Origin of the sequence: Pseudomonas sp. DVZ6 (assembly GCF_024259445.1) — a bacterium.
Taxonomy (GTDB): domain Bacteria; phylum Pseudomonadota; class Gammaproteobacteria; order Pseudomonadales; family Pseudomonadaceae; genus Aquipseudomonas; species Aquipseudomonas peradeniyensis.
Map to the genome: position 1 here is coordinate 1 of NZ_JANCLM010000004.1, position 20,737 is coordinate 20,737.

At 66.6% G+C, this 20,737-nt stretch carries 19 protein-coding genes; 5 read left to right on the plus strand and 14 right to left on the minus strand.

Annotated elements, in window-relative coordinates; genetic code table 11:
* Positions 1 to 52: 52 nt before the first annotated feature.
* The 3 genes from NMG10_RS03395 to rluC are packed head-to-tail and all read right to left on the minus strand — an operon-like array spanning position 53 to position 2,679.
* Positions 53 to 1,039: a S49 family peptidase gene (locus NMG10_RS03395; protein ID WP_232857560.1), complete on the minus strand. Its 987-nt coding sequence runs from the start codon at positions 1,037 to 1,039 to the stop codon at positions 53 to 55.
* Between the two features lie 2 nt (positions 1,040 to 1,041).
* The gene (locus NMG10_RS03400; RefSeq protein WP_232857561.1) at positions 1,042 to 1,722 is read right to left on the minus strand and encodes an HAD family hydrolase; all 681 of its coding nucleotides are present in this window, start codon (positions 1,720 to 1,722) and stop codon (positions 1,042 to 1,044) included.
* A 3-nt stretch (positions 1,723 to 1,725) separates the two neighbouring features.
* The gene (gene rluC, locus NMG10_RS03405) at positions 1,726 to 2,679 is read right to left on the minus strand and encodes a 23S rRNA pseudouridine(955/2504/2580) synthase RluC (protein WP_203647551.1); all 954 of its coding nucleotides are present in this window, start codon (positions 2,677 to 2,679) and stop codon (positions 1,726 to 1,728) included.
* Between the two features lie 796 nt (positions 2,680 to 3,475).
* On the opposite strand from rluC, the gene rne reads away from it, so the two are divergent.
* Positions 3,476 to 6,721 (plus strand): ribonuclease E, encoded by a 3,246-nt coding sequence (rne, locus tag NMG10_RS03410; protein ID WP_232857562.1) that lies wholly within the window; start codon positions 3,476 to 3,478, stop codon positions 6,719 to 6,721.
* A gap of 186 nt (positions 6,722 to 6,907) precedes the next feature.
* On the opposite strand, the gene murB is transcribed toward rne, so the two are convergent.
* The 8 genes from murB to NMG10_RS03450 all read right to left on the minus strand — a co-directional run bounded on the left by murB (position 6,908) and on the right by NMG10_RS03450 (position 13,838).
* Complete coding sequence (gene murB, locus NMG10_RS03415; RefSeq protein WP_203647552.1) at positions 6,908 to 7,927, minus strand: UDP-N-acetylmuramate dehydrogenase; 1,020 nt, start codon at positions 7,925 to 7,927, stop codon at positions 6,908 to 6,910.
* Positions 7,924 to 8,388 (minus strand): low molecular weight protein-tyrosine-phosphatase, encoded by a 465-nt coding sequence (locus NMG10_RS03420; RefSeq protein ID WP_232857564.1) that lies wholly within the window; start codon positions 8,386 to 8,388, stop codon positions 7,924 to 7,926. The genes murB and NMG10_RS03420 overlap by 4 nt, the downstream gene beginning before the upstream one ends.
* The gene (gene kdsB / locus NMG10_RS03425; protein ID WP_232857566.1) at positions 8,388 to 9,152 is read right to left on the minus strand and encodes a 3-deoxy-manno-octulosonate cytidylyltransferase; all 765 of its coding nucleotides are present in this window, start codon (positions 9,150 to 9,152) and stop codon (positions 8,388 to 8,390) included. Before kdsB ends, NMG10_RS03420 begins: the two co-directional genes overlap by 1 nt.
* Entirely contained in the window at positions 9,149 to 9,334 is a 186-nt protein-coding gene (locus NMG10_RS03430) for a Trm112 family protein (protein ID WP_011532874.1), read from the minus strand. The genes kdsB and NMG10_RS03430 overlap by 4 nt, the downstream gene beginning before the upstream one ends.
* Positions 9,335 to 9,368: 34 nt before the next feature.
* Entirely contained in the window at positions 9,369 to 10,373 is a 1,005-nt protein-coding gene (lpxK, locus tag NMG10_RS03435; RefSeq protein ID WP_254463838.1) for a tetraacyldisaccharide 4'-kinase, read from the minus strand.
* Complete coding sequence (locus tag NMG10_RS03440; protein ID WP_186735899.1) at positions 10,373 to 10,807, minus strand: biopolymer transporter ExbD; 435 nt, start codon at positions 10,805 to 10,807, stop codon at positions 10,373 to 10,375. Before NMG10_RS03440 ends, lpxK begins: the two co-directional genes overlap by 1 nt.
* The gene (locus tag NMG10_RS03445) at positions 10,804 to 11,439 is read right to left on the minus strand and encodes a MotA/TolQ/ExbB proton channel family protein (RefSeq protein ID WP_028690976.1); all 636 of its coding nucleotides are present in this window, start codon (positions 11,437 to 11,439) and stop codon (positions 10,804 to 10,806) included. The genes NMG10_RS03440 and NMG10_RS03445 overlap by 4 nt, the downstream gene beginning before the upstream one ends.
* Positions 11,440 to 11,621: 182 nt before the next feature.
* A complete protein-coding gene (locus tag NMG10_RS03450; RefSeq protein WP_232857568.1) occupies positions 11,622 to 13,838 on the minus strand; it encodes a DNA internalization-related competence protein ComEC/Rec2 in 2,217 nt (738 codons plus the stop codon).
* 144 nt (positions 13,839 to 13,982) lie between these two features.
* Between NMG10_RS03450 and NMG10_RS03455 the strand changes: the two genes are divergently transcribed.
* Positions 13,983 to 14,624 (plus strand): DUF2062 domain-containing protein, encoded by a 642-nt coding sequence (locus NMG10_RS03455; protein WP_052896362.1) that lies wholly within the window; start codon positions 13,983 to 13,985, stop codon positions 14,622 to 14,624.
* Here the strand turns inward: NMG10_RS03455 and NMG10_RS03460 are convergent.
* The 3 genes from NMG10_RS03460 to NMG10_RS03470 form a co-directional block, all read right to left on the minus strand.
* Positions 14,508 to 15,287, minus strand: a complete 780-nt coding sequence (locus NMG10_RS03460; RefSeq protein WP_186716199.1) for an ABC transporter permease — start codon at positions 15,285 to 15,287, stop codon at positions 14,508 to 14,510. The genes NMG10_RS03455 and NMG10_RS03460 overlap by 117 nt on opposite strands.
* On the minus strand, positions 15,284 to 16,216 hold the full coding sequence (locus tag NMG10_RS03465; RefSeq protein WP_028690973.1) for an ABC transporter ATP-binding protein: 933 nt from the start codon (positions 16,214 to 16,216) through the stop codon (positions 15,284 to 15,286). Before NMG10_RS03465 ends, NMG10_RS03460 begins: the two co-directional genes overlap by 4 nt.
* Before the next feature lie 132 nt (positions 16,217 to 16,348).
* Positions 16,349 to 16,972 (minus strand): glutathione S-transferase, encoded by a 624-nt coding sequence (locus NMG10_RS03470; RefSeq protein WP_232857570.1) that lies wholly within the window; start codon positions 16,970 to 16,972, stop codon positions 16,349 to 16,351.
* A gap of 531 nt (positions 16,973 to 17,503) precedes the next feature.
* Between NMG10_RS03470 and NMG10_RS03475 the strand changes: the two genes are divergently transcribed.
* From NMG10_RS03475 to NMG10_RS03485, 3 genes are all read left to right on the plus strand, one after another.
* Positions 17,504 to 17,743: a hypothetical protein gene (locus tag NMG10_RS03475; RefSeq protein ID WP_203647562.1), complete on the plus strand. Its 240-nt coding sequence runs from the start codon at positions 17,504 to 17,506 to the stop codon at positions 17,741 to 17,743.
* Entirely contained in the window at positions 17,740 to 17,979 is a 240-nt protein-coding gene (locus tag NMG10_RS03480) for a DUF3077 domain-containing protein (RefSeq protein WP_203647563.1), read from the plus strand. The genes NMG10_RS03475 and NMG10_RS03480 overlap by 4 nt, the downstream gene beginning before the upstream one ends.
* 234 nt (positions 17,980 to 18,213) lie before the next feature.
* Positions 18,214 to 20,661, plus strand: a complete 2,448-nt coding sequence (locus tag NMG10_RS03485; RefSeq protein ID WP_203647564.1) for an acyl-CoA dehydrogenase — start codon at positions 18,214 to 18,216, stop codon at positions 20,659 to 20,661.
* Positions 20,662 to 20,737: the final 76 nt, after the last annotated feature.

Consider the following 20,737-nt stretch of genomic DNA (forward strand, 5'->3'; position numbering starts at 1 on the left):
TCGCAAAGCGACCCCTGCATCTTGGACCGATCCACGACGATGAACCTTCAGCTCAACGCAGCGAAGGCCCCTGGAAGCCCATGTACAGCGCCAGGCGCTCAGCCACGCTGGCACCGATGCGCTTGGAGAAGCGATCGAACGGCGACTCCTGAACGGTGAAGTCAACCAACTCCTTCTCACCCACGATGTCGCGGGCGACATAGCTGGCACTGCCCAGCCCATCCACCAGCCCCAGCACCTTGGCCTGCTCGCCGGACCAGATCAGCCCGCTGAACAGCTCCGGATGCTCCTTGTCCTTCAAACGCTCGCCCCGCCCCTGCTTGACCATGGCGATAAACTGGCGATGAGTGGTGTCCAGCACACCCTGCCAGAACGCGGTCTCCTCGGGTTTCTGTGGCGAGAACGGATCGAGGAACGCCTTATGCTCGCCAGCCGTATAGGTACGACGCTCCACCCCCAGCTTGTCCATGGTCCCGACGAAGCCATAACCGGCCGCGGTGACACCAATGGAGCCGACCAGGCTGGCCTTGTCGGCATAGATCTCGTCGGCGGCGCTGGCGATGTAGTAGGCGCCGGACGCGCCCAGGTCGGCGATCACCGCATACAGCTTGATGGCCGGGTACTCGGCGCGCAGGCGACGGATCTCGTCATACACGTAGCCCGACTGCACCGGACTGCCGCCCGGGCTGTTGATGCGCATGACCACGGCCTTGGTCTTCGGATCCTTGAACGCCTCGCGCAGGCTCTTGACGATATTGTCGGCACTGGCCGGCTCCTGGTCGGCAATCACCCCGCGCACCTCAACCAGCGCGGTATGGTTGCCGCTGCGCGAGGCCGCCTTGTCCACATCCATCAACGGCGTGAACAGGAACAGGATGCCGAACAGGTAAACGAAGGTCAGCAGCTTGAAGAAGATCCCCCAGCGCCGCGCCCGGCGCTGCTCCTGGACGCCGGCCAGCAAGGTCTTCTCCAGCAGCTTCCAGCTCTTGCGCTCCTCGCCGGTTTCGTCCGGCTCGGGCGCCTTCCATTCGTCAGTCATGCTCACCTACCTTGGAAATTGATCTGCGCAGGCTCGGCCAGCCATTCGCGCAACTGGGAAAAATGCTCGATGCACACTTGCGGACCGAATTCGGCCAGGGCCTGCAGCGACATGGCGCCGTAGCCCACGGCAACCGAATGCATGCCGGCATTGCTGGCCATCTGCAGGTCGAACGCCGAATCTCCGACCATCAGCGCCCGTCCAGGTTCGACCCGGCAATGGGCGAGAATTTCTTCGAGCATCAGCGGATGCGGCTTGCCACGGGTTTCGTCGGCCGCCCGGGTGATATCGAAATAACCTTCCCAGCCATTGGCCTTGAGCACCCGATCCAGGCCGCGTCGCGCCTTGCCGGTGGCCACCGCCAGGCGATAGCCCTCGGCACGGAACGCTTCCAGCGACTCGACCACGCCGTCGAACAACGGCGACGGCTGTTGGTCCAGCGCCATGTAGACGTCGGCGTAGTGCTGACGGAACGCCTCGACCTGCGGTGCATCTAGGTGCGGGTACAGGGTAGCGATCGCCTCCCCCAGCGCCAGGCCGATAATACCCTTGACCGCCTCGTCGCTACTGGCGACCTCGCCGGCACGCCCGGCGGCCACGTTCATGGCCTCGACGATGCGCCCGATGGAGTCGGCCAGGGTGCCGTCCCAGTCGAAGATCAGCAGGTCATAACTTTTATTCATGGCTCAGGACGCCAGCCGCTCGATGGTCTTGGCCCACATCTCGTCCACCGGCGCCTCGAGCTTGAGCTCGCCACCGTCGGGCAGCGGCACGGTCAGCTGGTAGGCATGCAGGAACAGACGCTTGCCGCCCAGCTCGCGGATCTCGCGACTGAAGTCTTCATCGCCGTACTTGCTGTCGCCGGCGATCATGTGCCCGGCATGCAGGGTATGCACGCGGATCTGGTGGGTACGCCCGGTGATCGGCCGCGCCTCGACGATGGTGGCGAACTCGCCGAAGCGGCGCAGCACGCGGAACATCGTCAGCGCGTCCTTGCCCTCGTCATTGACCTCGACCATGCGTTCGCCGGAACGCAGGTTGCTCTTTTGCAGCGGCGCGTTGACCTGCTTCTTCGAGGTCGGCCAGTGGCCGCGCACCAGCGCCATGTAGCGCTTGTCGACGCCATCACCGCGCAGGGCGGCGTGCAGGTGGCGCAGCATGCTGCGCTTCTTGGCGATCATCAGCAGGCCCGAGGTGTCGCGGTCCAGGCGATGCACCAGCTCGAGCTCCTTGGCGTCCGGGCGCAACTGGCGCAGCGCCTCGATCACGCCGAAGCTCAGGCCGCTGCCGCCATGCACGGCGATGCCGGCTGGCTTGTTCATCACGATCAGCGCCTTGTCCTCATAGACAATGGCGGCCTCAAGGCGCTGCAGCAGCCCCTGGGCCACCGGTGCCGGCTCGTCGCGCTCGGGCAGACGCACCGGCGGCACGCGCACGATATCGCCGGCCTGCAGCTTGTACTCAGGCTTGATCCGACCCTTGTTGACCCGCACCTCACCCTTGCGCAGGATGCGGTAGACCAGGGTCTTGGGCACGCCCTTGAGGGCCGTGATGAGGAAATTGTCGATGCGCTGGCCGGCAAGCTCCGGCGGGACTTCGATCAGCTGAACGCCGGAAGTCGGGGGGGTATTGGTCGTCATGGCGGGATCATAACAATTTTTTATGGAATTGAAGCACTTAATCATTGCTGCTATAGTCGCGAACGCCGCCAAAAGCGGCAGGCCAGCGGCACCAGGCTCTACGCCGGCCCTGACCATCGCAATTCCCGAGGACGCGAGGCCGTCCTACGGAGCGTTCGCCAGTTTAACTAAATGCCTGGAATCGCCACCAGCGCTGTGTAGAGAAGACCGAAAAAAAACGACAAGTGCGGTGTTTCACCTGCTTACCCGATTCTTTTCGCCGTACCTCTGCCCGCCACCGTCGTCTCCGCGCATTTGGGCGAATGCCTCGGAAATTCCTGCCTTGGATATGTTATGGCGCCAGCCCGGAACCGGGCTGGCGAAAAATGCAACCCGTTGCGGATTCAGCGCGCGGCAGCACCGAATTTTCAAGGGATACGTGCAGGGTGGAGATGCACAGCCCTCGGACCGTGTGGCACCGAACCCGCCCCAGCGCCCCACTCAACGGGCGATGAGCGGACAAGGTCCTCAACAGACGCCCTAGTGGCGTCCACGGCCGACCGGTTGATTCCTCCTCCTGACTGAGTGCACCAGGCCCGCTCGATTGATTCGGATAACCTTCGAAAAGCTCGACAGGTCTTTTGGCACCGCAAAACAGGACGCGTCGTCGCGACAACGGCAGGCTGGGCAACCGGCTGGTGCCGAACGTCGCCAGACACGGGGGTGGCCCGCCACCCTTTGCGCACCTTGGCACCGACCCTGAGAAGTCGTGTGTGCCGCACGCCGTTTCCGGCAGCCCGGAAACCGACGGTACAACATGAAAAGAATGCTGATTAACGCAACTCAGCCCGAAGAGTTGCGTGTAGCCCTGGTGGACGGCCAACGTCTCTACGACCTGGACATCGAGTCCGGCGCCCGTGAGCAGAAAAAGGCCAACATCTACAAAGGCAAGATCACCCGGATCGAGCCCAGCCTCGAAGCCGCCTTCGTCGACTTCGGCTCCGACCGTCACGGCTTCCTGCCGCTGAAGGAAATCTCCCGCGAATACTTCAAGAAAGCCCCTGAAGGCCGGGTCAACATCAAGGAAGTCCTGAGCGAAGGCCAGGAAGTCATCGTCCAGGTCGAGAAGGAAGAGCGCGGCAACAAAGGCGCCGCCCTGACCACCTTCATCAGCCTGGCCGGCCGCTACCTGGTGCTGATGCCCAACAACCCGCGCGCCGGTGGCATCTCCCGCCGCATCGAAGGCGAAGAGCGCAACGAACTGCGCGAAGCGCTGAACGGCCTGACCGTTCCGGGCGACATGGGCCTGATCGTGCGCACCGCGGGCCTGGGCCGCAGCAGCGAAGAAATGCAGTGGGACCTCGACTACCTGCTGCAGCTGTGGACCGCCATCAAGGAAGCCTCGCAAGACCGCGCCGCGCCGTTCCTGATCTACCAGGAAAGCAACGTCATCATCCGCGCCATCCGCGACTACCTGCGCCAGGACATCGGCGAAGTGCTGATCGACAGCATCGACGCCCAGGAAGAAGCCCTGACCTTCATCCGCCAGGTGATGCCGCAGTACGCCAGCAAGGTCAAGCTGTACGAAGACAGCGTGCCGCTGTTCAACCGCTTCCAGATCGAAAGCCAGATCGAAACCGCCTTCCAGCGCGTGGTCGACCTGCCGTCCGGCGGCTCGATCGTCATCGACCCGACCGAAGCCCTGGTGTCCATCGACATCAACTCGGCGCGCGCCACCAAAGGCAGCGACATCGAAGAAACCGCCCTGCAGACCAACCTGGAAGCGGCCGAAGAGATCGCCCGCCAGCTGCGCCTGCGTGACATCGGCGGCCTGATCGTCATCGACTTCATCGACATGACCCCGGCCAAGAACCAGCGCGCCGTCGAAGAACGCGTGCGCGAATGCCTCGAGGCCGACCGCGCCCGTGTGCAGGTGGGCCGCATCTCGCGCTTCGGCCTGCTGGAGATGTCCCGTCAGCGCCTGCGTCCATCGCTGGGCGAAAGCAGTGGCATCGTCTGCCCGCGCTGCTCCGGCACCGGCATCATCCGTGACGTCGAGTCGCTGTCGCTGGCGATCCTGCGCCTGATCGAGGAAGAAGCGCTGAAGGACCGCACCGCCGAAGTGCGCGCCCAGGTGCCGATCCCGGTGGCCGCCTTCCTGCTCAACGAGAAACGCAACTCGATCACCAAGATCGAACTGCGTACTCGCGCACGCATCATCATCCTGCCGAACGATCACCTGGAAACCCCGCACTTCGAAGTCCAGCGCCTGCGCGACGACAACCCGGACGTGCTGACCAACCAGTCCAGCTACGAGATCGCCTCGGCCGAGACCGAAGAAGCGCCGCAGCCGACCGCCACCCGCACCCTGGTGCGCCAGGAAGCCGCGGTCAAGACCGCGCCGGCCCGTGCCAACGCACCGGTTCCGGCCACCGCTGAAGAACAGCCTGCCCCTGCCGCGCCGGTCGCTGCCCCTGCCGCCGCCGAGCCGAGCCTGTTCAAGGGCCTGGTCAAGTCGCTGGTCAGCCTGTTCGCCGGCAAGGAAGAGCCCGCCGCCGCACCGGCCGCCGCCACCGAGAAGCCAGCCACCGAGCGCTCGCCACGCAATGAAGAGCGTCGCAACGGTCGCCAGCAGAGCCGCAACCGCAACGGCCGTCGCGAAGAAGACCGCAAGCCACGCGAAGAGCGCGGCGAGCGCGCCCCGCGTGAAGAGCGTCAGCCTCGCGAAGAGCGTGCCCCGCGTGAAGAACGCGCGCCACGTGAAGAGCGTCAACCGCGCCAGCCGCGTGAAGACCGCCGCGGCAACCGCGAAGAGCGTGTGCGCGAACTGCGCGAGCCGCTGGACGCCGCGCCGGTTGCCCGCGAAGAACGCGCCCCGCGTGAAGAGCGTGCGCCACGCGAAGAACGCGTAGCCCGTGAAGAGCGCGCACCACGTGAAGAACGTGCTCCACGTGAAGAACGTGCTCCACGTGAAGAACGTGCCCCTCGCGAAGAACGCGCTCCACGTGAAGAACGCGCCCCTCGCGAAGAGCGTGCTCCACGTGAAGAACGTGCCCCTCGCGAAGAACGCGCTCCACGTGAAGAACGTACCCCTCGCGAAGAGCGTGCCCCACGGGAGGAACGCGCTCCACGCGAAGAGCGCCAGCTGCGCCCTGAGGTGCAAGCCGCCGAACAGGTTGCCGAGCTCGCCGAGGAAGAACTGCCGAACGAAGAGCTGCTGCAGGACGAGCAGGAAGGTGCCGATGGCGAGCGTCCGCGCCGTCGTTCCCGTGGCCAGCGTCGTCGCAGCAACCGTCGTGAGCGCCAGCGCAACGCCAATGGCGAGCTGATCGAAGGCAGCGACGAAGACGCCGGCGAAGAGCAGCCACAACAGCACCAGGCCACCGAGCTGGGTGCCGAACTGGCCGCCGGCACTGCCGTCATCGCCGCTGTCGCCACCAGCAACATCAGCGCTGACGCCGAGGCCGAAGCCAACCAGCAGGCCGAACGCGCCAGCGCCGCTGTCGCCGAGACCCAGGTGGAAATCACCGAAGTCGTGGCCGAGCAGGTCGCCATCGCCCCGGTGGTCGAGCAGCCTGTCAGCGAGCCTGTGGTCGCCGCCGAGCCAAGCATCGAGCCTGTAGTTGAAGTGGCGCCGCAGCCAGTGGTTGAAGAAGCCGCCGCCGAGCAGCCGGCCGCCGCCGTTGTCGAGGCAGCCGTCGAGCCTGCAGCGGTCGTGGAAGCCCCTGTGGTGGAAGCGGGCGAGATCGAGAAGGCACCGGTTGCCGAAGTGGTCGAAGCCCAGGCGCCAGTCGCCGAGCAGCCTGCTCCGGTGGTCGAAGCCGTCGAAGCCCAGCCTGAAGTGGTCGAAGCCCCGGTGGCCGAGCCTGCGCCAGCCGTGGTTGCCGAAGAAGCGCCAGTCGAGCCGTCCACCATCATGCTGTCGAACGGCCGTGCGCCGAACGACCCGCGTGAAGTGCGTCGCCGCAAGCGTGAAGCCGAAGCAGCCGCCGCTGCCCTGGCCGCCGCTGCCCCGGCCGAAGCCCTGGAAACCGCTGACGAGCACAAGCCTCATCACGGTTGATAGCCTCGGCTGAATGAAAAAGCCCCGCCAGTGCGAACTGGCGGGGCTTTTTCTTTGCCGGTGTGGATGGCACCGGCTCTGCCGGTGATCGCGGGGCAAGCCCGCTCCCACGCAGTCCCTCTCAGCCGCGGGACGGTGGCGTGGGAGCGGGCTTGCCCCGCGATAGGGCTGGCACAGGCCAACCCATCAGTACAGGTTCGGCTCCATCTCCAGCTCCACCCCGAAGCGCTCGAGGATATCCGCCTGGATCCGCCGCGCCAGGGCATGCAACTGCGCCCCACTCGCCTGGCCGTAGTTCACCAGCACCAGCGACTGCAAGCGGTGCACCCCGGCATCACCATCGCGATAGCCTTTCCACCCCGCCTGCTCGATCAGCCAGCCGGCCGCCAGCTTCACCTGGCCATCGGCCTGGGGATAGGCCACCACGCCAGGGTGCCCGGCACGGATGCGCTCGACCAATTCAGCGGGCACCACGGGGTTCTTGAAGAAGCTCCCAGCGTTACCCAGCTCAGCCGGATCCGGCAGCTTTTCCCGACGGATACTGCAGATCGCGTCGCTGATCGCCTGCGCGCTCGGCTGCTCGACGCCCTGCTCCGCCAGGCGCTGACGCACCGGGCCGTAGTCCAGGTGAGCCTGCAAGGTGCGGCTCAAGGCAAAGCGCACGCGCAGGATCAGCCAGCGCCCGGGGCTGCGCTTGAACAGGCTGTCGCGATAACCGAACGCGCAGTCCTCCAGCGAGAAGTCCCGCAGCTCGCCGGTCTCGCGGTCCAGCGCGGTCAAGCCGGCGAACACATCCTTGATCTCCACGCCATAGGCACCGACGTTCTGCATCGGCGCGGCGCCCACGGTGCCGGGGATCAGGCTGAGGTTTTCCAGCCCGCACAGCCCCTGCCCAAGGCTCCACTGCACAAACGGGTGCCAGGGCTCGCCGGCCTCGGCCTCGACCACCACCCGCTCGCCGTCGTCGCTGAGCAGGCGTCGGCCACGGCTGGCCATATGTAGCACCAGGGCCTCGACATCGCGTGACAGCAATAGGTTGCTGCCGCCGCCGATCACCAGCACCGGCACCTGCCGCTCGGCGGCCTGGGCCAGGGCCTGGCGGACTTCGTCGTCGTCATGGGCCTGGGTGAAGTAGCGGGCACTGACATCGATGCCGAAGGTGTTGTAGGGCTTGAGCGACACCCGCTCCTGCCAGTGCGTCGTCATAACCGCCCCTTGATTTCCACGACCAGCTCGCGACAGGCCGCCTCGATCAGGTCCAGGACCTGCTCGAAGCCTTCGACACCGCCGTAGTAAGGGTCCGGCACTTCGTCCAGGGCCGCGCCATAGCGGCGCAGGAACAGGTCGAGCTCGCCCTTGGCGTTGTGCGGGCGCAGGGCCTGCAGGTGGCCCAGGTTGCTCTTGTCCATGGCCAGGACCAGGTCGTACTCGGCGAAGTGCGCCGCCTTGACCTGCTGGGCGCGCTGGCGCGACAGGTCGTAGCCACGGGCCAGGGCGGCCTTGCAGGTACGGCTGTCGGGCGCCTTGCCGACATGCCAGTCGCCGGTGCCGGCGGAGGCCACCTGCACCACATCACCCAGGCCTGCGGCCTCGAGCTGGTGGCGCAGCACGCCTTCGGCGGTCGGAGAACGGCAGATATTGCCGAGGCAGACGAACAAAACGCGCATCAGGCCTCCAGCAAGCGCCGTACGCGCTCCAGGTCTTCAGGGGTGTCCACACCCACGGCCGGTGCCTCGATGGCGTCGGCGACATGGATGCGCACGCCGTGCCACAGGGCGCGCAGCTGCTCCAGCGATTCGGTCTGCTCCAGCCAGCACGGGCCCCAGGCGACGAAGTCCTGGAGGAAGCCCACGCGGTAGGCGTACATGCCGATATGGCGGCGATAGGGCACGCCCTCCGGCAACTGGTCGCGGTTTTTGGCGAAGGCGTCGCGGGCCCAGGGCAGCGGCGCGCGGCTGAAGGTCAGGGCCAGGCCGTGCTTGTCGCTGACCACCTTGACCGCGTTGGGATTGAAGATGGTTTCTGGCGCGTGGATCGGCTCGGCCAGGGTGGCGATGCCGGCTTCCGCGTGCGCCGCCAGGTTGGCCGCCACCTGGTCGATGATCACTGGCGGAATCAGCGGCTCGTCGCCTTGCACGTTGACCACGATGGCATCGGCGGCCAGGCCCAGTTGGGCAGCCACCTCGGCCAGGCGATCGGTGCCCGACTCGTGGTCGGCGCGGGTCAGCAGCACTTCGGCGCCGAACGCTTGGCAGGCTTCGACAATGCTGGTGTCGTCGGTGGCGATGACCACGCGGCTGGCACTGCTCTTGCGCGCCTGCTCCCACACATGCTGGACCATCGGCTTGCCGGCGATCGGCAGCAATGGCTTGCCCGGCAGGCGCGTGGAGCGCAGCCGGGCGGGAATCACCACGGTGAAGTCCAGGCTCATTTGTCCAGGCGCTCTTCATCGGTCAGGGTGCGCGCCTCGCTTTCCAGCATCACCGGGATGCCGTCGCGGATCGGATAGGCCAGGCCCGCGCCCTTGCTGATCAGCTCGGTCTTGTCGGCGCTGAGCTTGAGCGGGCCCTTGGTGATCGGGCAGGCCAGGATATCGAGCAGTTTGGTGTCCATGGAGGTGTCCTTGCGACGGAAAATGAAAAAAGGCTCAGGGGCGGCCGGGCAGCAGGCGGTCGAGCTGGGCGTCGAACCAGGCGCTGAAGGCGGGCGTCGGCACGGCGTCGACCGCCAGGTACCACCAGTCGTCGGCGGCGAAGGGCCGGCATTTCACCGCATCCTTCTCGGTCATCACCAACGGCAGCGGCGGGCTGAACGACAGCACTTCACGGCTGTAGGGCGCATGGTCGGCGAAAGGGTGCGGCACCGGCTGCCAGTGTAGCCCCAGCAGGGTGTTGAAGAAACGTTGCGGATTGCCGATGCCGGCCACGGCGTGCAGCGCCTGGCCAGCCGGGAACAGGTCGAGCTCGCGGCGTTCGCCGCTGCGCAGGTTGATCAGCGCCGAGGGTTGCAGGCGGAAGGCGAAGCCGTCGTCGCGGTCGCTCTCGGCGCCGTTGAACAGCACCGCGTCCGCCTCGCCCAGCCGCTCGGCCGGTTCACGCAACGGGCCGGCCGGCAGGCAGCGGCGATTGCCCAGGCCCCGGGCGGCGTCGATCAGCACCAGCTCCAGGTCGCGGGCCAGGCGGTAATGCTGCATGCCGTCGTCGCACAGGATCAGGTCTGGCGCGTCGCTGGCCAGCAAGGCCTGCACGGCGCGGGAACGGTCGGGGTCGATCACCAGCGGCACGCCGGTGCGCTGGACGATCAGCAAGGGCTCGTCGCCGGCCTGCTCCGCAGGCTGGTCAGCCTGGACGCGCCAGGGATAGTGCGGCGGCTTGGCGCCATAGCCACGACTGACCACGCCGACCTTGAGCCCCTGCCGGCGGCAGTGCTCGATCAACCAGAGGATCATCGGCGTCTTGCCGGTACCGCCGACGGTGATGTTGCCCACCACGATCACCGGTACCGGGGCACGGTAGCTGGGGCTTTCGCCACTGAGGAAGCGCGCGCGCTTGCGCGTCACCACGCGCCGGTACAGCGCCTCCAGCGGACGCAGCAGGGCCAGCGCCGGATGCCCGGCGTACCAGGCGGCGAGCAGACGGTCGGCGAAGGCCATCAGGGCTTGCCCTGCGCGGCCTCGACGGTGGTCATGCGCAACTTGCTGAAGCCGAGCTTGCCGGCCGCGTCCATTGCGGTGATCACAGCCTGGTGCGGGGTCTTGCCGTCGGCGCTGATGGCCAGCGGCAGAGTGATGTCACCGCCGGACTCCTTCTCGATCGCCTCGGTCAGGGTGTCCAGGTCGCTCTTGGGCAGCAAGTGGTTGTTCACCGAATACACGCCGTCGGCGCTGATGGAGATCTCCACCAGCTTGCCCGGGTCGGCCGGCGGCTGCTCGGCGCTGCTGGCCTCGGGCAGCTCGACGCGCAACTGGGTCTCGCGGGTGAAGGTGGTGGTGACCACGAAGAACAGCAGCAGCACGAAGACCACGTCGATCAACGACGCCAGGTTGATGTCGACGTTCTCGCGCTGGCGATTGCGCCGGAACTTCACGCCTTGCCTCCGGCCACTTCCACTTCGCGGTCGCCCTGCAACACTTCCACCAGCTTGATCGCTTCCTGCTCCATGCCCACCACCAGCTCATCGATGCGGCGCAGCAGGAAGCGGTGGAAGAACACCGCCGGGATACCGACCATCAGGCCGGCCGCGGTGGTAACCAGGGCCTTGGAGATACCCCCGGCCAGAACGGCGGCGTTGGCGGTCATCTGCGAGCCCATGAAGGCGCTGAAGATGTCGATCATGCCCAGCACGGTGCCCAGCAGGCCCAGCAGCGGGGCCATGGCGGCGATGGTGCCGAGGGTGCTGATGTAACGTTCCAGCTCGTGGATGACCCGCGAGGCGGCCTCCTCGATGCACTCCTTCATGATCTCGCGGCCGTGGCGCGAGTTGGCCAGGCCCGCGGCAAGGATCTCGCCCAGCGGCGAGTCGGCGCGCAGGGCCTTGAGCTTGTCACTGGTGAGTTGTTTGTCCTTGATCCACATCCACACCTGGCCCAGCAGGTGCGGCGGGGTGACACGGCTGGCGCGCAGGGTCCACAGGCGCTCGACGACGATCGCCATGGCGGCGATGGAGCTCAGGATGATCGGCAGCATCATCCAGCCACCGGACTTGACCAATTCCCACACAGTTAGCATCCCCTCGGAAAAAGGCCGCCACTCTACCATAGGACCGCCTGGGGCTCATCTGCCGGAGGTCAGGGAAACGTTCGGTCCGCGTAATCGCGGGGCAAGCCCGCTCCCACGCAGGTCCGCTCACACGATGGTTTCGCGCTGGCGTGGGAGCGGGCTTGCCCCGCGATGGCGCCGGCTCAGCCCTCGTCAACCTCACGCCAGAACCGCCGCTCCCGCCGCACACCCTCCACCCCGCCCTGGCTCCCCAGCACCAACCGCAACGCCCCCTCCACCGCCGTGTCATGCACCACCACCCCATGCCGCCGATAGCGCTCGATCACCTGCCCATGGGGATGCCCGAAGCCATTGTGTCGCCCTCGGGAAATCAGCACCCCGCGCGGCGCCGTGGCCTGGACGAACGGCTCGCTGGACGACGTGCGGCTGCCATGGTGCGGCGCCTGCAGCCAGTCCACCCGAGGATCCTCGACCGTGGCCAGCCAGGCGCGCTCCGCCCCGGCCTCCATGTCCCCGGCCAGCAGCAGGCGCTCGCCCATGGCCTGCACCCGCAACACACAGGAACGCTCGTTGCTGGAAGCCCCCTGCGGCCAATGCCAAAGCTCGAAATCGACGCCATCCCACTGCCAACGCTCACCACTGCTGCACAGCGACGCCGCCTCCAGCCCGTCGACCTCGCCGGCCAGCACCCGCGCCACCGGTACCCCACGCCGCACCGCCGCCGCCCCACCGGCATGGTCGGCATGGCCATGGCTGATCAGCATCACATCCAGCGCCTTCACCCCGAGCTTGCGCAAGGCCGGCAGCACCACCGTCTCGCCCAGGTCACTGCCACCCCGGGCCGGGCCTGCGTCATACAGCAGCGCGTGATTGCGGGTACGCAGCAGCACCGCCAGACCCTGCCCCACATCCAGCTGCCAGACCTGCACCTGGCCCAAGGGCACCTGTTCGCGTGGCGCCCACAGCGCCAGCAACATAACCGCCCCCGGTGCCCGCAATGGCACGCCCCGGGGCAGCAGCACCAGCACGGCGCCCAGGCACACCAGCAGCCAGGCCCACAACGGCAGCGGCTCGGGTATCCAGGCCGGCTGCTGGCCCGCCAATCGCGTCAGCACGGCAAACAATCCATCCAACGACAGGCCCGCCAGCCACAGCATTCCCTCCCCCAGCCCAGGCACCGGCAACATGGCCGTGCCCAGCAACGCCAACGGCAGCACGCCCAAACTAAGCCACGGCACCGCCAGCAGATTGGCCAGCGGCGCGCTGAGGCTGACGGGCAGCCCCAAGGCCAGCAATACCGGCAACAACCCTACGGCGATCACCCACTGGGCGCGGGTCCAGGCCTGCCAGGGCCGCCAGGCGCCCAGCCGCGCGGCAAAGCACAACACCAATACCGCCACGGCAGTGAACGACAGCCAGAACCCCGGCAACAGGCTGGACAGCGGCTCGACCAGCAGCACGCCCGACAGCGCCATCAGCAACGGCACCCAGGCGCCCAGGTGACGAAAACGCAAGCGCCAGAGCAGCACCACCGCCAGCATCAGGCACGCCCGCTGCACCGGCACGCCGAACCCCGCCAGCCAGCCGTACCCTAGCGCCGCCGTCATCGCCAGGCCGCAGGCCCAGGGCAGCCACGGCAACCGCCGGGGCCAGGCCCCCAGACGCGCCAACCCTGCCACCAGCCCATAGACCAATCCGGCCAGCAAGCCGATGTGCTGTCCGGAAATCACCAGCAGGTGCACCGTGCCGGTGGCCTGCAGCACCTGCCAATCCTCCCGTGCCAGGCCTGCCCCATCCCCGAGCACTAGGGCGGTCAACGCCGCCTCCCGGCCATGGGCATCGGTGGCCAGCAAGCGCTGGCGCAGGCCGTCGCGCCAACTGCTGGCCTCCTCCCCCTGGCGTGTACCGGCCTTGACCGTGCCGGTGGCGCCGACCCGCCGTGCCAACAGCGTGGCCTCCTGATCCGGGCCATGCGGGTTGAGCAGGCCCTGCGGCCGACGCAGGTTGACTGCCAGCCGCCAGTGCTCCCCCGCCCGCAGCGGCGGCCCGTCAAACCAGCTCAATTGCACCCGCTGCGGCAACCGGGCCCGGCGCGACTGCGGCTGCTCCAGCTCAAAACGCACGCCGCGCTCGGTGCGAGTCGGCAGGCCCACCACCCGCCCCTCCAGCCACAGCGTACGGCCGTCCAGCGCGGCCGGCAGGCGGTCGTCCAGGGCCTGCTGCGCCGACCAGCAGGCCCAGCAAACACCCAGCAGGAACCCGCCCAGCGGCCAGGCCCGGGTACGCAGGCAGGCCAGGGCCAGCAACAGCAGTGGAATCAGCCATCCGACCGGTGGCAAGGCAGGCAAGAAGCGCAGGCTCAACAGCCCGAGGACCAGCGCCAGCATCCCTGTGCGCATGAGATAGAGCTCCAGAAGCGAAAACGCCCCCTGAGGCTTAGCCGATTGGCGGGAAAAACCTGCTAATCAATTGTCACAAACTCTGAACGAGGTTGCGCTTGAATGAAGGCATACTGACGCCCTTCAACCCCGCCGGGAGCCCACATGCCGCGCCGTCTGTTCAAACGCTACATGCCGGACCCGACCAGCATCCGCGAACACAAGTCCTTACGTTTTTTCGGCAAGCTGCTGCACGACCCCAACCTGTGGCACCTCAATCGCCATTCGGTGGCGCGGGCCATGGGCGTCGGTCTGTTCGCGGCGTTGATCCCCATCCCCATGCAGATGCTGCTGGCCGCCGCGCTGGCGATCCCGGTGCGCGGCAACCTACCGATCGCGGTGAGCCTGGTGTGGCTGACCAACCCGCTGACCATGCCGCCGGTGTTCTTCGTCACCTACATGACCGGCGCCTGGCTGATGCAGGTGCCGCCGCGCACGCTGCCCGACGAGATCACCGTCGACTGGGTCACCGACCAGCTGGCGACGATCTGGCAACCGTTCCTGCTCGGCTCGGTGGTGTGCGGGGTGGTGCTCGGCGTGCTCGCCTACTTCACCACCATGGGCTACTGGCGCTGGTGGGTGGGCCGGCAGTGGCGCCGGCGCCAGTGCCGCTGTGCCCTCACCCGCAGCTCAGGCACGCATGCCGCGGCCGCTGACCAGCAGGCGCACGCACAGCAGGTAGAGCAGCGCGGTGGCCACCAGCATGAAGCTGATCGCCGTGCCGATGCTGATGTCCGACACCCCTAGGATGCCGTAGCGGAACGAGTTGACCATGTGCAGCACGGGGTTGGCCAACGACACGGTCTGCCAGAACGGCGGCAGCAGGTTGATCGAGTAGAACACCCCGCCCAGGTAGGTCAGCGGCGTCAGCACGAAGGTCGGAATGATCGAGATGTCGTCGAAGTTGCGGGCGAATACTGCGTTGACAAAGCCCAGCAGCGAAAAGATCGTCGCCGTCAGCAGCACCACGATGACCGTCACCCCCAGGTGATGCACCTGCAAATCGGTGAAGAACAGCGACAGGAAAGTCACGATCACCCCCACCGCCAAGCCGCGCAGCACGCCACCCAGCACATAACCGACGAGGATGGTGTGCGGCGACACCGGCGAGACCATCAGTTCCTCGATGGAGCGCTGGAACTTGCTGCCAAAGAAGCTCGACACCACGTTGCCGTAGGAGTTGGTGATCACCGACATCATGATCAGCCCCGGCACGATGTACTCCATGTAGGTGAAGCCGCCCATGTCACCGATCTGCCGGCCGATCAGGTTACCGAAGATCACGAAGTACAGGACCATGGTGATCGCCGGCGGCAGCAGGGTCTGCGGCCAGATGCGCAGGAAGCGCCGCACTTCGCGGTAGACGATGGTGTTCAGGGCGACCCAGTTGGTGCGCAGCTCCACACTCATACGGCCACCTTCGACAGGTTCTTTTCCACCAGGGACACGAACAGCTCCTCGAGTCGGTTGGTCTTGTTGCGCAGGCTTTGCACCTCGATGTTCTTCAACGCCAGCTGGCCGAACAGCGCGGTGATGCCGATGTCCTTGTCCACCTGCACCTCCAGGGTGTGCGGGGTGATCAGCCGGCACGGGTAGCCCTGCAGCTCAGGGGCGGCGGGCAGGTCGTGCTTGAGGTCGAGGACGAAGGTCTCGACATGCAGCTTGCCCAGCAGCTGGCGCATGCTGGTGTTCTCGACGATGGTGCCGTGGTCGATGATGCCGATGTTGCGGCACAGCTGCTCGGCCTCTTCGAGGTAGTGGGTGGTGAGGATGATGGTGATGCCCTTCTGGTTGAGCTCGGTGAGGAAGCTCCACATCGAACGGCGCAGCTCGATGTCGACCCCCGCGGTCGGCTCGTCGAGGATCAACAGGCGCGGCTCGTGGATCAGCGCCCGGGCGATCATCAGCCGGCGCTTCATGCCGCCGGACAGCGAACGCGACGGCACGTCGCGCTTGTCCCACAGCCCGAGTTGCGTCAGGTACTGCTCGGCGCGTTCCTTGGCCACCTTGGGCGGGATGCCGTAGTAGCCGGCCTGGGTGACGACGATGTCGAAGGTCTTCTCGAACTGGTTGAAGTTGAACTCCTGGGGCACCACGCCCAGGCAGCGCTTGAGCGCCGCCGGCTCGCGGTCCAGGTCGTGGCCGAACACGTTGACCGTGCCGCTGGTCTTGTTCACCAGGGTCGAGAGAATGCCGATGGTGGTGGACTTGCCGGCGCCGTTGGGGCCGAGCAAGGCGAAGAAGTCGCCTTCGGAAACGTCCAGGTCGATGCCCTTGAGGGCCTGGAAACCGTTGCCGTAGGTCTTGGTCAGCTGTCGGATGGACAGGGCGGAACTCATAGCGGGTCGGGTACCGAGAAAAGGGTTCGGGACACGCCAGGCAAAGTCACTGGCGCAGTGAGTGCGGCCATGGTGCAAGGGCTGGCCGCACAAGTACAGTCACATCTATTGATAATGACTATCGAAGTGGCGTCACGTCAGGGCGGTCATCACCGCCGCCTGGTAGGCCGGGCGCTGCTTGAGGCGCGCGTACCAGGCTTCGAGGTGGTGCATGGCCGGGCGTTCGATGGGCATTTCGAACCAGGCGTAGATGAAGCTGCCCAGGGGGATGTCGCCCATGCCGATCTGCTCGCCGGAGAGGTACGGCTGCCTGGCCAGGGTCTCGTCGGCGATGGCCAGCAGTTGCGCGCACTGCTTGTGCGCGGCGTTGATCGCCACCCAGTCGCGCTGCTCCTCGGGGGTGCGCAGCAGGCCCCAGAACAGCGGACGGAAGGGGCCGGCGAAGGACGAGGTGGTCCAGTCCATCCACTTGTCGGCCAGGGCGCGCTGGCGCGGGTCGTCGAGGTACCAGCCTTGTTCTTCGCCGTACTCGGCGCACAGGTAGCGCACGATGGTGTTGGACTCCCACAGCACCAGGTCGGCGTCTTCGAGCATGGGCACCAGGCCGTTGGGATTGAGTGCCCGGTAATGCGGTTCGTTGACCACGCCGAAGGCGCCGCCGGCATCGATGGACTCGAAGTCCAGGCCCAGCTCGTGGGCGATCCACAACGCCTTGCGCACATTGCTCGAATTCTTGCGGCCCCAGATCTTCAGCATGGCAACGTCCTTAATGAATGCGGGAGGGGGCCAGTCTACCCCAAGCGGTGGGCGGTGCCAGTGAAACCGGGGGGCCGCTTTGCGGCCCTTTCGCGGCACAAGGCCGCTCCTACAGGGACCGCACCACGGCAGAACTGGCGCATATCCTGTAGGAGCGGCCTTGTGCCGCGAAAGGGCTGCGCAGCAGCCCCAGCGACCTCAGAGACTGTCAGATCTTTCCGAACCTGAAACCAAATGCTTCAGCCAGCAAAGCTTGGGAACTATCCTACGCGCTTGCCGGAAGCCGCCACGTTGTCGGGGAAATACCCCGGGGATAACTTCATCGGGTCGCCCAATTGGGTGACCGGGTGTGAGAAACCCGATTTCCACAACGGTAACGCGCCTCCGTCATGGTGGCCGTGTACGGGCAGACCTCGGTCTGGCCGGGTTTACCTTGTGGCCCGGATTTCTCACCTCGTACATGGCTGCCACCTTGATCTCGTGAGAAAGGATGCGGGTGGTGGTTACTCGTAACCACAAGGAAGCTCGACCATGAAAAAAATCGTCCCCGACCCACCCCGTCTCTCCCACTTCATCACCATCCGCCCCACCCTCCCCCGCGACGACGCCATGGCCGCCGCCGTCGAAGTGGCCACCGCCATCTCCGATGTCCTCGACATCTACTTCAAGACCGAGCCCGGCGAAGCCCAGGACCGCCTGTTCACCGTCAGCGACTACCTCGGTCAGCTCGCCTGCGCCCTGCTCGAGCACAAGCCGCAGGTGCAGCCATGAGCCGCGGGCATACCGCAGGCCGCATCACCTGCCTGGACCTGTTCAAGGTCGAGCCGGGCGTTACCTTCGAAGACGCCTTCAGCGAGTTGTCGGTGCTGCTCGGCTGCATCCGCCACCTGACCTGCGAAGCGGAGATGGAAGGCGACCTGCTGGCCGGCAGCTCGGCGCGGATCCTCAGCGCCATGGCCAAGGCGCTGATCGATGACATGGAGGTGGGGTTGAACAGAAGTAAATGATCCCCGGGGCCGCTTTGCGGCCCTTTCGCGGCACAAGGCCGCTCCTACATGGGATCGCGGCCGTCTGTAGGAGCGGCCTTGTGCCGCGAAAGGGCTGCAACGCAGCCCCACAATCCCCCAACCGCCACCGAACTCCCGCCACCCAACCCGGTCAGTCTTCTAAGCAGGCCATCCACCCCAACACGTCTAAGCTCTGTGGATCGCCCCCCGCCCCGCTTCCAAGGAGGAAGAATCATGCTGCTGTTGTGGTTGCTGGTCCTGGTGCTAGGCGCCGCGTATCTCCTGCATCGACGCCTGGCGCCGTTGCAGATCCTCGCGGCAATCGCCGCCTACACCCTGCTCATGGGCCTGTTCAGCACGGCGCCGGGCTGGCTGCTGACGCTGATCTGGGTGGTGATCGCCCTCAAGGTCGCCTTCTTCGTCCTGCCAGAAATGCGCCGCAAACTGTTCACCGCGCCGATGTTCAGCTGGTTCCAGCGCACCCTGCCGCCGATGTCGCAGACCGAGCGCGAAGCCATCGACGCCGGCACCGTGTGGTGGGACGGCCACCTGTTCAGCGGCCGCCCCGACTGGAACACCCTGCTCGACTACCCCGCGCCCAAGCTCAGCGAGGAAGAACAGGCCTTCATCGACGGCCCCACCGAGCAGCTGTGCGCCATGGTCAGCGACTGGCAGATCGGCCAGGACCTCGACCTGCCGCCGCAAGCCTGGGACTTCATCAAGCAGCACGGCTTCTTCGCCCTGATCATCCCCAAGGAATACGGCGGCAAGGGCTTCTCGGCCTACGCCCACTCCCAGGTGGCGATGAAACTGGCCACCCGCAGCGGCGACCTGGCCTCCACGGTGATGGTGCCCAACTCCCTGGGCCCGGCCGAACTGCTGCTGCACTACGGCACCGACGAACAGCGCAGCCACTACCTGCCGCGCCTGGCCCGTGGCGACGACATCCCCTGCTTCGCCCTCACCGGCCCCCTGGCCGGCTCCGACGCCGGGGCCATGCCCGACACCGGCGTCATCTGCAAAGGCCAGTGGCAGGGTGAAGAAGTCATCGGCCTGCGCCTGAACTGGGAAAAGCGCTACATCACCCTCGGCCCGGTCGCCACCCTGCTGGGCCTGGCCTTCAAGGCCTACGACCCCGACCACCTGTTGGGCGAGCAGACCGAGCTGGGCATCAGCCTGGCGCTGATCCCCACCGACCTCCCCGGCGTGGAGATCGGCCAGCGCCACCTGCCGCTTGGCGCCGCGTTCATGAACGGCCCCAACAGCGGCAAGGACGTATTCGTGCCGCTGGACTGCCTGATCGGCGGCCAGGCCATGCTCGGCAAGGGCTGGATGATGCTGATGAACTGCCTGTCAGTGGGCCGCTCAATCTCCCTGCCGGCGGTCGGCACGGGCGCGGCCAAGTACACCAGCCTGGTCACCGGCCAATACGCCCGCGTGCGCGAACAGTTCAACGTACCGCTGGCCGCCTTCGAAGGCATCCAGGAATCCCTGGCACGCATCGGCGGCAACGCCTGGCTGATGGACAGCGCCCGCCTGCTCACCGCCAAGGCTGTCGACCTGGGGGAAAAACCCTCGGTGCTGTCGGCGATCCTCAAGTACCACCTCACCGAGCGCGGCCGCGAATGCATCCAGCACGCCATGGATGTGCACGGCGGCAAGGGCATCATCATGGGCCCGAACAACTACCTGGGCCGCAACTGGCAAGGCGCGCCGATCTTCATCACCGTCGAGGGGGCGAACATCCTGTCGCGCAACCTGATGATCTTCGGCCAGGGCGCGATCCGCTGCCACCCGTTCGTGCTCAGGGAAATGGCCCTGGCCGGACGCGAGGACCACGACCAGGCGCTGAACGAGTTCGACGACCTGCTGCTGCAGCACATCCTGTTCGCCGCCGGCAACGCCGCCAGCACCCTGGTGCTGGGCCTGGGCCTGGGGCATTTCGAGAAGGTCCCGGGCGATGCCTTGAGCCAGGGCTACTTCCGCGCCCTCAACCGCCAGGCGGCGGCGTTCGCCCTGCTGGCCGACCTGTCGATGATGCTGCTGGGCGGCGCGCTCAAGCGCCGCGAACGCCTGAGCGCCCGGCTGGGTGATGTGCTCAGCTACCTGTACCTGTCCAGCGCCGCGCTCAAGCGCTACCACGACCTCGGCTCGCCCGAACACCTGCGCCCCCTGCTGCGCTGGGCCCTGGAGGAAAGCCTGGGGCAGGCCGAGAAAGCACTCGATGCGTTGCTCGACAACTTCCCCAACCGCTTCCTGGGCTGCGCCCTGCGCGTGCTGGTGTTCCCGTTCGGCCGCCGACATACCGGGCCCAGCGATGAGCTGGATGCCGAGGTGGCGGCGCTGATCGGCCGCCGCAAAGGCGACCCGGCGCTGGAAGAGCTGCTGGCGGGTTGCTTCAGGCCTCAGGCCGACGGCGACCCGGTGGCCGCGCTGCAGACCGCCTGCGACCTGCTGGACGATGCCGCCCCACTGCACAAGGCGCTGCATCAGGCCATCAAGGAAGGTAAGGTGCAGGCGACACCAGGGCAATCGGTGATCGACGCCGCCATCGAAGCGGGCGCCTTGCAAGCGGAGGAAGGCCAACGCCTGCATCAGGCCGAGCAGGCGCGGCGGGTGGTGATCGATGTGGATGCGTTCGACAAGGAAGTGCTGTTGCCCGAAGCAGGCAAAGTGCGCTGAACATTCATCGACAACATCGCGGGGCAAGCCCGCTCCCACGAACAAGCCGTGAACATGTGTTCGTGGGAGCGGGCTT